General features: G+C 50.6%; 15 protein-coding genes. 10 read left to right on the forward strand and 5 right to left on the reverse strand.

All coding sequences use genetic code 11. The features are described from left to right. Positions 1 to 30: 30 nt before the first annotated feature. The 3 genes from murQ to H8S80_RS12940 are packed head-to-tail and all read left to right on the forward strand — an operon-like array spanning position 31 to position 3,463. The gene (murQ, locus tag H8S80_RS12930; RefSeq protein ID WP_002601852.1) at positions 31 to 945 is read left to right on the forward strand and encodes an N-acetylmuramic acid 6-phosphate etherase; all 915 of its coding nucleotides are present in this window, start codon (positions 31 to 33) and stop codon (positions 943 to 945) included. 27 nt (positions 946 to 972) lie between these two features. Continuing rightward, positions 973 to 2,403: a PTS transporter subunit EIIC gene (locus H8S80_RS12935; RefSeq protein ID WP_117631163.1), complete on the forward strand. Its 1,431-nt coding sequence runs from the start codon at positions 973 to 975 to the stop codon at positions 2,401 to 2,403. Positions 2,404 to 2,428: 25 nt separating this feature from the next. Continuing rightward, positions 2,429 to 3,463 (forward strand): MupG family TIM beta-alpha barrel fold protein, encoded by a 1,035-nt coding sequence (locus H8S80_RS12940; protein WP_117631165.1) that lies wholly within the window; start codon positions 2,429 to 2,431, stop codon positions 3,461 to 3,463. A 74-nt stretch (positions 3,464 to 3,537) separates the two neighbouring features. On the opposite strand, the gene H8S80_RS12945 is transcribed toward H8S80_RS12940, so the two are convergent. Together H8S80_RS12945 and H8S80_RS12950 are read right to left on the reverse strand one after the other, a co-directional pair. Continuing rightward, positions 3,538 to 3,783 (reverse strand): isochorismatase family protein, encoded by a 246-nt coding sequence (locus H8S80_RS12945; protein ID WP_051079279.1) that lies wholly within the window; start codon positions 3,781 to 3,783, stop codon positions 3,538 to 3,540. Then, positions 3,752 to 4,552, reverse strand: coding sequence for a P-loop NTPase family protein (locus tag H8S80_RS12950; RefSeq protein ID WP_243007878.1), 801 nt, complete (start codon positions 4,550 to 4,552; stop codon positions 3,752 to 3,754). The genes H8S80_RS12945 and H8S80_RS12950 overlap by 32 nt, the downstream gene beginning before the upstream one ends. Before the next feature lie 227 nt (positions 4,553 to 4,779). Between H8S80_RS12950 and spoIIID the strand changes: the two genes are divergently transcribed. Beyond that, positions 4,780 to 5,058, forward strand: coding sequence for a sporulation transcriptional regulator SpoIIID (gene spoIIID, locus H8S80_RS12955; protein ID WP_002601848.1), 279 nt, complete (start codon positions 4,780 to 4,782; stop codon positions 5,056 to 5,058). A gap of 1 nt (position 5,059) precedes the next feature. Here spoIIID and H8S80_RS12960 read toward each other — a convergent pair whose 3' ends face one another. Continuing rightward, positions 5,060 to 5,518, reverse strand: a complete 459-nt coding sequence (locus H8S80_RS12960) for a type II toxin-antitoxin system PemK/MazF family toxin (RefSeq protein WP_117631171.1) — start codon at positions 5,516 to 5,518, stop codon at positions 5,060 to 5,062. A 274-nt stretch (positions 5,519 to 5,792) separates the two neighbouring features. On the opposite strand from H8S80_RS12960, the gene H8S80_RS12965 reads away from it, so the two are divergent. The 4 genes from H8S80_RS12965 (at position 5,793) to H8S80_RS12980 (ending at position 9,823) form a co-directional block, all read left to right on the forward strand. After that, positions 5,793 to 6,197 carry a protease complex subunit PrcB family protein gene (locus tag H8S80_RS12965; RefSeq protein ID WP_086022245.1) on the forward strand — a complete coding sequence of 135 codons (405 nt, stop codon included), beginning with the start codon at positions 5,793 to 5,795 and terminating at the stop codon, positions 6,195 to 6,197. Positions 6,198 to 6,504: 307 nt separating this feature from the next. Continuing rightward, a complete protein-coding gene (gene cysE / locus H8S80_RS12970; RefSeq protein WP_029467499.1) occupies positions 6,505 to 7,167 on the forward strand; it encodes a serine O-acetyltransferase in 663 nt (220 codons plus the stop codon). A gap of 93 nt (positions 7,168 to 7,260) precedes the next feature. Further along, positions 7,261 to 8,142, forward strand: coding sequence for a tRNA 2-thiocytidine biosynthesis TtcA family protein (locus tag H8S80_RS12975; RefSeq protein WP_002601844.1), 882 nt, complete (start codon positions 7,261 to 7,263; stop codon positions 8,140 to 8,142). Between the two features lie 70 nt (positions 8,143 to 8,212). Then, the gene (locus H8S80_RS12980; RefSeq protein ID WP_034533219.1) at positions 8,213 to 9,823 is read left to right on the forward strand and encodes a DUF3794 and LysM peptidoglycan-binding domain-containing protein; all 1,611 of its coding nucleotides are present in this window, start codon (positions 8,213 to 8,215) and stop codon (positions 9,821 to 9,823) included. Between the two features lie 209 nt (positions 9,824 to 10,032). On the opposite strand, the gene H8S80_RS12985 is transcribed toward H8S80_RS12980, so the two are convergent. Next, the gene (locus H8S80_RS12985) at positions 10,033 to 10,212 is read right to left on the reverse strand and encodes a hypothetical protein (RefSeq protein ID WP_025529148.1); all 180 of its coding nucleotides are present in this window, start codon (positions 10,210 to 10,212) and stop codon (positions 10,033 to 10,035) included. Between the two features lie 434 nt (positions 10,213 to 10,646). On the opposite strand from H8S80_RS12985, the gene H8S80_RS12990 reads away from it, so the two are divergent. Next, positions 10,647 to 10,895, forward strand: a complete 249-nt coding sequence (locus H8S80_RS12990; protein WP_002601841.1) for a GIY-YIG nuclease family protein — start codon at positions 10,647 to 10,649, stop codon at positions 10,893 to 10,895. Between the two features lie 233 nt (positions 10,896 to 11,128). Here the strand turns inward: H8S80_RS12990 and trhA are convergent, their stop codons facing one another. Continuing rightward, entirely contained in the window at positions 11,129 to 11,776 is a 648-nt protein-coding gene (gene trhA, locus H8S80_RS12995; protein WP_002601840.1) for a PAQR family membrane homeostasis protein TrhA, read from the reverse strand. Between the two features lie 217 nt (positions 11,777 to 11,993). Between trhA and H8S80_RS13000 the strand changes: the two genes are divergently transcribed. Continuing rightward, complete coding sequence (locus H8S80_RS13000; RefSeq protein WP_117621128.1) at positions 11,994 to 12,728, forward strand: nitroreductase family protein; 735 nt, start codon at positions 11,994 to 11,996, stop codon at positions 12,726 to 12,728. Positions 12,729 to 12,777 lie beyond the last annotated feature (49 nt).

Raw genomic sequence — 12,777 nt, forward strand, 5'->3', positions numbered from 1 at the left:
CCGGAGCCGGAAAATGGAGATTGAAATGGAATGAATTTAGAAGAATTAATGACGGAACAGAGAAATAAAAGAACCATGGATTTGGACGACATGTCGGTGAGAGAGATCCTGGAGGTTATGAATATGGAAGACGCCGGAGTGGTCAACGCGGTGAAGGCGTCTCTGGATTCGATCGAAAGACTGGTAGCACAGGCGGCGAAGACGCTGGCATCATCGGGGCGAATTATCTACGCCGGAGCCGGAACCAGCGGAAGACTGGGAATATTGGACGCGGTCGAATGCCCGCCCACATTCGGAGTCTCCTATGACACGGTAGTAGGCGTCATAGCGGGCGGTGAAAATGCCTTTATCCGGGCAAAAGAGGGCGCGGAGGACGATCTGGAGGGCGGAGAGGCGGATTTGAAAAATATCCGATTAAGCTCCGGGGACCTGGTGATCGGGCTTACGGCCAGCGGCAGAACCCCCTATGCGATCGGGGCGGTCCGGTATGCGAAGAGCATCGGATGCTGTACAGGCGCCGTCTCCTGCAATGGAAATGCTGAAATCTCCAAATGCGTGGACATCGCAGTGGAGCTGAAGACGGGACCGGAGATTATTGCGGGATCGACGAGGCTGAAGGCGGGAACCGCGGAAAAGATGGTATTAAACATGATTTCATCGGTCAGCATGATCCAGAACGGAAAGACGTATAAAAACTTCATGGTGGACATGAAATCAACCAACTTCAAGCTGGAGAAGAGGACGGTCAACATCGTCATGAAAGCGGCGGAATGCAGTGAGGAGACGGCGGTTCAAATGCTTGAGGCCGCACACCACGATGCCAAGACAGCCATCGTGATGATTAAGGCTTCAGTCTCCCGCGAGGAGGCGAAGGCTCTGCTGGAAGCGGCCGGAGGCCGGGCAGGCAAGGCGCTGCAGCTTGTAAATCAGGAAATCAGTCATTAGAGGACAGAGGACGAAAGGAGAATTACTATGAAAGAGTACGGGGGGTTAGCGCAGTCGATTATCCAGTATTCAGGAGGCGCTGAGAACATTATCGCGGCGAACAATTGTATGACCAGGGTAAGGCTGGAGCTGGCGGATGCAGATAAAGCGGAGGTTGACCGGATCAAGGGGTTAAAGGGCGTGCTGGGAGTCAATATCGACGCACAGTTCCAGATCATCGTGGGACCTGGAGCCGCCGCAAAGATTACGGAGGAGATCAACAAAATCCTTTCTCCGTCAGGGGCAGTGTCCAACAAGGACCGGGCGAAGGAGATTGCGGCCCACAATAAGGCCGTGATAAAGGAAAAACAGAAGGTTTCCAAGGGAAAGCTGCTTCTTAAGACCATCTCCAATATCTTTATTCCACTGGCGCCTGCATTCATTGCCACCGGACTGATGGCGGGACTTCAGTCCATCGTGGGAACCATGATCAGCGAGGGAATGCTCAGCGCGGATTTCAACCAGTGGGTGACCGTATTAAGGGTGATTAAAGCCGGTGTTCTGTCCTATCTGGTGATCTACGTGGGAATCAACGCGGCCCGGGAATTCAAGACGGACATGGGACTTGGCGGCGCCCTGGGCGCAGTGGCTCTGCTGACCGGAATGAGCGCGGACGCGCCGATCCTCAATATTTTTACCGGTGAGGCACTGCGGCCCGGACAGGGCGGTGTGATCGGCGTGATCCTTGCAGTATGGATTCTGTCGGTCATTCACCGGAAGCTGAGCGACATCATGCCGAAATCCATTGATTTAATTGCAACTTCATTTTTATCGTTATTTATCTCGGCCCTCATAATGATTTTCTTCATCATGCCGTTTGCAGGCTGGGTATCAGACGGAATCCTGTTCGTAGTAACGAAGCTGCTGGCAATCGGCGGAGCATTCGCCGGATTTATACTGGCTGCGGTCTGGCTGCCGCTGGTTATGCTGGGGCTGCACCATTTTATGACACCGATTCATGTGGAACTGATCAATCAGACCGGAATGACCATACTGCTTCCGATTCTGACCATGGCCGGCGCCGGACAGGTCGGCGCAGCGTTTGCCCTGTGGTTTAAATGCAGAAAAAATAAGCCGCTGACAGACATCATCAAGGGCGGACTTCCGGCAGGTATTCTGGGAATCGGAGAACCGTTAATCTACGGTGTTACGCTTCCTCTTGGAAAGCCGTTTATCACGGCGTGCATCGGCGCGGGATTCGGCGGCGCGTTTATCGGATCGTTTGGCAATGTGGGCGCTACCTCCATCGGAGCAACCGGAATCCTGATGATCCCGTTGATTGCAGACCATAAATGGATGATTTATGTGGGCGGACTGCTGATTTCCTACGCGGTGGGATTTGCGGCGACGTACCTCTTTGGTGTGCCGGCGCAGGCCCAGCGGGAAGTGACGGACTTAGAAGATCTCGAGATGGCATAGGAAGCGGGAAACGGAGAGAAAAGACATGTTTGGAGTTACGATTTCACTGACGGAAAAGACTCCGTCGGAATTAACCGGATATTTAGAGAAGATGAAACGCTTAAATGCGGATGTGGTCTTTGCCTCCGTGCAGATTCCGGAAGAAAATGCAGAGACCGTGAAGGAAAACCTGTTTCAGGCCGGGGCATACATACGGGAGCACATGCAGGAGTTTGTGGTGGACGTCTCCCCCAGGACCTTCCGGAACTTTTCGGCGGACGAGTTAAAGCGGGCAGGAGTCACCGGCCTGCGGATCGATAATGGGATGACGGCACAGGAGATCGTCCGGCTTTCGGAGGCCTTTAAGATCGTGCTCAATGCCAGTACGATCGACGACGAGCAGATCGGGGAACTGAAAGACGCCGGATACCGCGGGGATTTTGAGGCGTGGTACAACTATTATCCGAGAAAGAACACCGGACTGGATATCCGCTATTTTGTCCGGAAAAATGAGTGGCTGTTCTCAAGGGGAATCGAGACCGCCGTATTCATCGCCGGGGACAAGGAGATGAGAGGGACGATCTTCGAGGGCCTGCCGACACTGGAGGCTCACCGCACCATGCCGCCGCTGCAGGCATACTTGGAAATGAAGCATCTCTATGGAATAGAAAAGGTGATTCTGGGAGATTTTGACCTGCAGCCGGATACCTTTGGTAAGCTGGAAGAACTGTTTGGCAGCGGGATCATCAGACTGTGCACAGAGAACACGGAAGAGAAGAGCATTCTGAACATGATCCACCATAACCGCGTGGACGTGGCGGCCGATGTCCTTCGTTCCAATGAATACAGGAGAGTGAACCGCAGGCAGTTTGAGCCGGGGCGGACGGGAGCACGGCCGAGAGGCACCATCACTATCGACAACACGGGCTACGGCAGATATATGGGGGAGATGCAGATCGTGCTTACGGAACTTGACGCCGATGAACGGGTCAATGTGGTTTCCAGAGTGGCAGAACGGGACCTGGGCCTTCTGGAATATATCAAAGACTATGAGTATCCGTTTGTTCTGACGGAAGAATAGAGTATTTTACAGAGTGGATTGTTCGTGAAAAGAAAACAGGTGGAAGGGAGCACTGCTCCTTTCCACCTGTTTCATTAGAGAATGGTAATTCCATCTTCCGCCAGTTTCTTTTTTCTTTCTTTAAACTTTGCCATATTTCGTACGCCGATGAATTCGCAGGGGAGAGTTACGTGAAAGCCTGATTTACAGGCATCTACGGCACTGGAGGCCACACAGCAGCAGCCATCTGTTCCAATGATTTCAATTTCCGTAACAGAGTGCTGATGAAGCAGCTCCAGCAGACCCGGATCAGAAAATGCGCAGCAAATCCGCCGTATCATAGTGCTTGCTTTCGATATCAAAGCAGCACCCGGCAGGCAGAAGCTTCATAACTTCGCTTTCCAGCGCGATTCTGCGTTTAAAATGGCTGACCATGCCTTCAAAGCCCTGAATCTGATGCGCTGCTCCATAGGGGGAACGGCTTAAATAATCGATCATCATGAGATACCAGACTTCTTCGCCTTCCGGATTGACCCGCTCTTCTTTGATGGTCTGGATACACTGCCTGATGTCCGGCGAAACGAGACGGATCAGCTTAAACGCGGATAAATCCAGCAGCGCCGCCAGCTCCCGGTAAAAATCTATAATCTGCTGATCGCTGAACATTGCATACAGCATGAGTTCCTCGATGATATTCTGGAAAAACGAACATTCAAATACATTGCCGTTTGAGTGGAAATCCCGGAATCTCCGCAGGATGATTTCCCGGAATTCGGAAGGATCCTTTCTCCCGCCATAGATTTCGAATTTCTCCATGTATTCGTAAAAGTGGAAATTGCCGGTTTTTATTTTCGTATAGGGAACGATGTATTGAACCCCTTCTTTTATGGTATTCCGTTCCACCTCGCCGCGCATATCCGCCAGATCGAGGAGGGACTGCCGGTATGCATCTTCGCTCATATAAGCGCACCAGGCCAGCTCGACAGGGGAGATGTCGCCCTCCCGATATACACGGTAGTCTGTAAAGTGCCGGGACAGGGTGTCTAACAGGGTCGATTTGCCGCTGCCTGGTATTCCCTCGATAAAAATGTTATATGGTTCAGCCATCATGCGGCCTCCTCTCAAAACGTGTGAACGTGTGCAGTAAGTTTTCATTTATAAGTAATTTTATAAAGAAGTGTCTCTGTTACAGTCTAACTGCAAGTGGGGGGAATGTCAAATACAGCGTGGGGAAAACGCAGTTTGGATGCTTAATTCTGAATTAAGAAAGACGGCATGGCATATTCAATATTCCCCCCGCATAAGATTGTAAAAACGTCCTAAGCAGGGGGATTTTCTTGAAGGAATATATTGAAGAGCGTGCAGTTGCCATAGCCAACTACATCATAGACTATCATGCTACGGTAAGGCAGACGGCGAAGAAATTTGGTATCTCCAAATCTACGGTACATAAGGATGTAACAGACCGTTTAGAGCACATCAATCCTTCCCTGGCAGCCCGGGCTAGAGTGATTCTCGACATCAACAAATCCGAGCGTCACATCCGGGGAGGCCTGGCTACGAAAGAGAAATACCAGCACAGGCTGGCCATGTGCAGCAAAGATTCAGACCGGTAAGTTATGATGACTGCATGGAATACATGCGGGAGGGGACCGCTGTCCGGACCGTCACAGGAGTACGGTCCCGGACAGCGGTCTCTTTTTTTAGCCCGAAGCTGGTGAGAAGTGCGGTGTCCGCCAGTTCCATCTGTCCGGGTGAGAGCTGTCCTATGTACTCTTTTAAGCGGCAGCGGTCGATGGTTCTTACCTGTTCGAGAAGGATGGTGGAATCGCATTTTAAACCGCTTTCCTCTCTGGTGACCGGTACGTGGGTGGGAAGCTTGGCCTTGGTTGTCCTGCTGGTAATGGCCGCGACGATCACGGTGGGGCTGTGACGGTTTCCCGTGTTATTCTGTACGATCAGTACGGGGCGCAGTCCGCCCTGCTCGGAACCGATTACCGGTGATAAGTCGGCATAGTATAAGTCACCGCGCAGCACAAGTTTTTCTTTATATTTATCTGATAAATGATTCATCATGGTCTCCTCCTGTTAATACATCTATGTCAATAATTTGCGGAAACGGTCCTGGCCCTTGGCGGTTGTCCGTCTCCTGTCGTTCTGTTTATGAGTATTTCCACTGGTCCGGAAGATAAACAGGTTTTCCGATGAAAATTTTAGAAAAAACGGAAGGGATCACCTTTTGCAGCCGGATTTTGAAAAATCCGCATATTCCCCGGCATGGACGAATAAGATAGTAATAATCAACATAAACGGGGAGAGTGCTATGAAGAGTTTATTGAACAGAAAATGGATGCTGTTCATGTGCCTTTGCATGTGGGTTCTGGTTGTACGGACACTGAGCGGGTGCAGCATGAGCAAGGATGACGGAAACAAAGTACGGGACCTGGAATTTTCCGTGACAGCGGAAGCAGATATTCCACAGGAGCTAAAGCAGATCATTGCCGAAAAGCAGAAGACGCCGTTCAAGCTGACCTACAGCGACGACCAGAACTTATACATAGTGGTTGGATACGGAAAACAGGACACCGGCGGCTACAGCATCACTGTGAATGAGCTGTATCTGACGGAGAACTCCATCGTACTGGATACGGATCTGCTGGGACCGGAAAAAGGTGAAAGCGGGGGGACGGAACCCTCATTCCCCTTTATCGTCATCAAGACGGAGCTTTCCGAGCTGCCGGTGGTGTTCCAGTAGCCAGGCAGGAGGAAATGCGGCATGTCTGAGAAGAGGAGGCGCCAAACAGTCAAATGACTGTTTGACGCCTTTTTACTATCTTAAAAGATATAGAATTGCAGAAGAAAAAAACGTTAGACAGGCTGGCCTGGCACATCAGCCTTAGTGCAGGAGAGAATGTTTGCAGTACTTGATGTTGACTGGGAAGAGGAACTTTAAATTTCTGGAAATTGTCCTTTTTTCTTTCCACATCATATGATATACTATGGTATACTGTTTCACTAGGAATTAAATGGAAGGAAAATGGAAAGAAAAGGGGACGGATCGTATGATATTAAAGGATATATGGCTTGATGTAAAAGCTGTTCAGGAACGTGACCCGGCGGCGAGGAACGCCTTAGAGGTGCTTCTTCTTTATCAGGGCGTCCACGCGCTGATCTGGCACCGGTTTGCACACTGGTTTTATAAGCATAAGATGTTTTTTGCCGCCAGGCTGATTTCACAGATCGCCCGGTTTTTCACACTGATAGAGATTCATCCCGGGGCGCAGCTGGGCCACGGGATCTTAATTGACCATGGCTGCGGCGTAGTGATCGGCGAGACAACGGTAGTCGGGGATAATTGTACGATATACCAGGGCGTTACGTTAGGCGGCGTCGGCTTAAACAAGGGGAAACGCCACCCGACCCTGGGAAGCAACGTGACCGTAGGGGCAGGAGCCAAGATATTAGGGTCCTTCGAGGTGGGGGATAACTGTACCATCGCGGCAAACGCCGTATTGTTAAAGCCGCTTCAGGATAATGTGACGGCAGTGGGCGTACCGGCCCGGGCTGTCAAGATCGACGGCGTGCCGATTCCCAAAAAGGAAAAGAATCTTGTGACCATGGATCACTACTGCAAGATGGAAGAGCGGATCCGGCAGATGGAGGAGACGATCGCGTCCCTTCAGGAAGAACTGGCGAGTGTCAGGGAAAAAGAGAACGCAGAATAGAGAAAAGAAGAAAAGCAGAAAAGCAGAAAAGCAGAAATGCAGAAAAGCAGAAATGCAGAAATACAGAAAAGCAGACAGGAGCAGGCCGATCAGATGAAGGAACCAAAGACACGCTGCCAGCAGATCGAACGCAGCATTATCAAGAATTACCGCAAGGAAATATGGCGCCCCTTTGTGGATGCGCTGAATGAATATAAGATGATCGAGGAGGGAGACAACATTGCTGTCTGTATTTCCGGCGGCAAGGACTCCATGCTGCTGGCAAAGTGCATGCAGGAGATTCTCCGCCATGGTAAGATGAAATTCGGGCTTCATTTTCTGGTGATGGATCCGGGATACCATCCGGCGAACCGGAAGCTGATCGAGGAAAATGCAGCCCTGATGGAGATTCCCATCGAGATATTCGATTCCGATATCTTCGACGTGGTGGTAGATGTGGATGAATCCCCCTGCTACCTCTGTGCGCGTATGCGGCGCGGATTCCTCTACGCCCATGCGAAGGAGCTGGGATGCAATAAGATCGCACTGGGGCATCATTTTGACGATGTGATCGAGACGGTGCTTATGAGCATGCTGTACGGCGGGCAGGTCAATACCATGATGCCGAAGCTTCACAGCACGAATTTTGAAGGGATGGAGCTTCTGAGACCGCTGTATTTTGTGAAGGAGCGGGCAATTATCGACTGGAAGGAAGAGAACGGCCTGCATTTTCTGCAGTGTGCCTGCCGGTTCACGGAGGCCATCGCAAAGGAACGGGCCATGAGAGCCGAAAGTGCCGCGTCAGACGGGATGGCCGGCGGCGATATCGTTCACTCCTCGAAGCGTCAGGAGATGAAGGAACTGATCGAGGAATTCCGAAAGATCAATCCCAACATTGAAAACAACATTTTCAAGAGCGTAACCAACGTCAACCTGGACGCCTGCATCGGATATGTGAAGAATGGGGAGCGCCATCATTTTCTGGATGAATATTAACGTAATATTGGAACATGCACCTGCATAAACTTTCTTAAAGGAATATAGAAGGTAAGGCAGGTGCTTTTTTATGTTGGAGCTGGTGAAGAAAAACATACATATGAACCGTTGGAAAGGAAACGCCACGTCACAGATAACCCTCGACGATGATTTTATCGTTCCGGATACTATGGACGATGTGGATCAGGTCATTCTCGATTCCGGTGAAATCGTCATCGAATCCGTGAAAAACCAGGGAGAACGGGTCCTGGTGCGCGGGAAAATGGATTTTAATGTCTTATACAGGAAGTCAGAGGGAGGACTGCAGGCTCTGGGCGGTTCCATTTCCTTTGAGGAACCCATCAATGTTCCGGGGCTGGAAGAGAAGGACTATGTCCAGCTGGGTTGGGATCTGGAAGATTTAAATGCCGGCATGATCAATTCCAGAAAGCTAAGCATCAAGGCTATCGTCACGCTGGAAGTAAAGGTGGAGACTCTCTATGACGTGGAGGCTGCCGTAGAATTGGACACCGGTATGTCTGGCGCAGGAGCGCCGGCCATGATGGGAGGCGCCAGCGATTTAAATGGAACGCCTCAGGTGGAGGTTCTGCGCCGCAATGTGGATGTGGCTGCGATCGCGGTGCGCCGCAAGGATACATACCGGATCAAGGAGAATTTACAGCTGTCCGGAAATAAGCCGAACATTGATCACATTCTGTGGAGCGAGATGAAGCTCCGCGGCATTACCACCAGGCCGTTAGACGGCAAAATGGTGCTGGACGGGGAGCTGATGGTCTTCGTCATTTACCAGGGAGAAGGGGAAGACGCACCGGTTCAGTGGCTGGAAGAGAGTATTCCATTTACCGGAGAGCTGGATCTATCCGAGGCTTCCGAGGAGATGGTGCCCTCTGTGTCGGTTCATCTGATTCACCGGGAAATTGAAGCGAAGCCCGATTATGACGGGGAAATGCGGGAGCTCGACGTGGATGCCGTCCTGGAGCTGGATATGAAGCTCTATCGGGAAGAGAGCATGGAACTGTTAAGCGATCTCTACTCCACAAACCGGGAGCTGTCTCTTGAGACGGGAGACGCATGCTTTGACAAGGTGCTCACCAAGAATATGAGCAAATGTAAGATTGCTGAGAAGTTAAACATGGATCACGCGGACCGTATCCTTCAGATCTGCCACAGCGAGGGCGTGGTGAAGATTGACGAGACGGAGGTCAAGGAGGATGGACTTCACGTGGAGGGCGTGCTGGAGGTAAGTCTGCTCTATCTGACTGCGGACGACAGCCAGCCGATTCAGTCCTCTGTGGAGGTGATTCCGTTCCATTACTTAATCGAGGCGCCGGGGATCAACGAGAAGACCATCTGCCAGCTGGTTCCGGGACTGGAGCAGATGAGTGCAGTGATGATGGGCGGCGGCACGGTGGAGGTGAAGGCCACGATCGCGCTGGATTTGCTGGCCCTTCAGCCGGTATGCGAGCAGGTGATCAAAAATGTATCGGAAGCCCCGATGGACTTAAAAAAACTGCAGCAGATGCCGGGAATTGTGGGCTATATTGTCCAGCCTGGAGATTCTCTGTGGAAAATTGCAAAAAAATTCCATACAACGGTGGAAACGATCATGACGACCAATGGGCTGACCGACAGTCTGATTAAGCCGGGAGACCGTCTGCTGCTGGTGAAAGAAATGTCATAGAACGATGGAACGTTTATAAGTGTGGGGCACAGCTGACGGGCTTGGATTTTCAAACACGCTAAAGCCCTGGGCTGCTGTGAGAAAGATCAAAAAGGAGATGGTGCGGCGTATGCGGCAGAATCTCCTTTTTGCTGGTATGAGGCGCTGCTAGTACCGCCGGACCTAAATACGTACTGCATTGCGCAATTAACTGTGAATAAAATGCAGTACTAATCCTTTTTGGAGGACTTTGCAGCGCCTTTTTTCCTGCGCGGATTTTTCTCGCAGAAAGGCGGGAACTTCTTCTCTTTCTCGTGATGCTCTCTGCAGGCGCCGCAGTCGCCGTGGCGGGGGCATTTTACCCATTTACAGGGACAGGAGGCGCCTGTTTCATCATTTTTATTGTCCATGGCAGAAAACGGCCGCTTTGTCGAAAGCATGCCAAAACGAAGCTTCGTGACTGGCTACAGGATTAATATGCGCAGGCTGGGCGGAGACATTCACGGTGTAAACAGATAATTTGCTGCAGTTCACAGCCCTGTCGTCCACTGCTACGATAATTCCAGTGGATTTGGAAATTTTGTGTTCACACATCCGCCCCTTCTGTTATATAATATATTATAGCTATGCAGTACCCCAGACGGCGCCATAACGCATCCAGCTGGTGCTTGAAATAGATGACAGGGGAACATTCCTGGGCGGTAGTGACGTGATTGCAAGACGTGATTACCGTTTACATAACATGGATCAGGGCGGCAGGTGCAGGACGTCGTCCGAGCGGTTAGATGCGGCAAAGGTGTGAGTGATTGGGAATGTGAAATTTCAGAAACAGGAGCAACGGAAGATGAATTATACATATTTGTTGAAATGTGCAGACGATACGCTGTACTGCGGCTGGACAAACCAGCTGGACAAGCGCTTAAAGGCGCACAACGACGGGAAGGGCGCCAAGTACACCAAGGCGCGCAGGCCGGTGTCTCTGGCGTATTATGAGATCTTTGAGACGAAGGAGGAGGCCATGAGGCGTGAGGCCGCCATAAAAAAGCTATCCAGGAAGGACAAGCTGGAGCTGGTGGCTGGCAGTCCGCTGTAGTACGGGTACTGCGCTGTGTGATGAATGGTAAACCGGCGGAGGTATCTGGACAAATAAAAACCGCAGTTCTCTTCGGATTATTGGAAAAGAACTGCGGTTTTTTGTATTAGGAAAGTGCCCTTATTACATAAAAAGCCTTCCGGGCAGGATGCACATTTCGCGCCATGGAAATATGGTTGCTGAAGCAGCCGCGCTCCGGCGCGTGAGTCCAGCGGACCGGACTCTTTGTTTTCTTATGCTACAAACTGATACATCATAATGTAGTGGCAGAGACTGCCGCCCATGACGAATAAGTGGAAAATCTCATGAGAGCCGAAATACTTATGCTTCGAGTTGAAGATCGGCAGCTTCAGCGCATAGATGATACCGCCCACTGTGTAGATGATACCACCGGCCAGAAGCCAGCCAAATGCAGCTCGCGGAAGTGCATTGATGATCTTTGTAAATGCCAGGACGCATACCCAGCCCATGGCGATGTAGAGTACAGAGGAAAACCATTTGGGACAATAGATCCAGCAGGCCTTGATGACGATACCGGCTATCGCGATTCCCCATACCAGTGCCAAAAGTCCCCAGCCGGTCCGGTCACCCAGAACGATTAAGCAGACCGGAGTATACGTTCCGGCAATCAGTATAAAAATCATCATGTGGTCAATTTTCTTCAGAATTCTGTTCACGTTTGGAGAAATATCCAGTGTGTGATAGATGGTGCTCGCCGCGTAAAGCAGGATCATACTGATGATAAATATGGACAGGGCAGCGAGGTGGAGCCTGTCGTCGGCCGATGCTTTTAAGAGAAGCGGTGTGGCGGCAAACAGTGCCATGAGCATGCCGATAAAATGTGTGATTGCGCTTCCGGGGTCCTTGATTTTAAATTTCATAATGTTTCCTCCTTGTCAATTAATAAAAATTATGTGATATAGTTTTGAAAACTACATGTTATCTTTTTATATACTATACAACTTGTGAGAGAAAAATGCAATGGATTTACAAAAATTTTTAAGAAAATAAAGTACACGAAAAAATAAGATTATACTGAAATAATTTAAAAAACAGTGTAATATACTTATATACTTTATGCAGGGAGGAAATTACAATATGAATCAGACTATACAGGAATTATATGAGCGAAAATCCGTTCGCGCCTATGAGGAACGGCCCATCGAACCGGAGAAGAAGGAGATGGTAATTCAGGCGGCGATCCAGGCTCCAAGCGCAGGCAATATGACACTTTACTCTATTATCGATGTGACGGACCAGAAGCTCAAGGACACGCTGGCGGTTACCTGTGACAACCAGCCGTTTATTGCCAAAGCACCGATGGTGCTGGTATTCTGTGCCGATTACCGGAAATGGTACGACCTGTTTTTGCAGCATGAGGAGGAAGTCAGAAAGCCGGGCATGGGAGACTTTATGCTGGCCTCCTGCGACGCGCTGATCGCTGCCCAGAACGCGGTGGTGGCGGCTTCTGCCCTGGGAATTGGATCCTGTTATATTGGAGATATTTTGGAGCGGTACGAGACGCACAGGGAGCTGCTTCATCTGCCAAAGTATGTGGTACCTACCGCCATGGTAGTGTTCGGCTACCCGACAAAGCAGCAGCAGGAACGCGAAAAGCCGGTTCGTCTGCCGGAAGCGGCGGTGGTATCTGAGAATACATACCGTCAGATGGAAGCAGAGGAGTATGCATCGGTTTTATCTGACCGCCAGGGAAAGACAGAAGAAGAATTTGACCGCTGGCTGCGTGCATTCTGCAAGCGGAAATGGAATTCGGATTTCAGCGCGGAGATGAGCCGGTCCGTGGGAGTGATGATGAAGGAGTGGGCTGAGTAGAGACGTGTAAGAAATGGTAACCGGGCAGAAGCAGGAAGCGAGCGAAAGC

The organism is Hungatella sp. L36 (assembly GCF_014288035.1).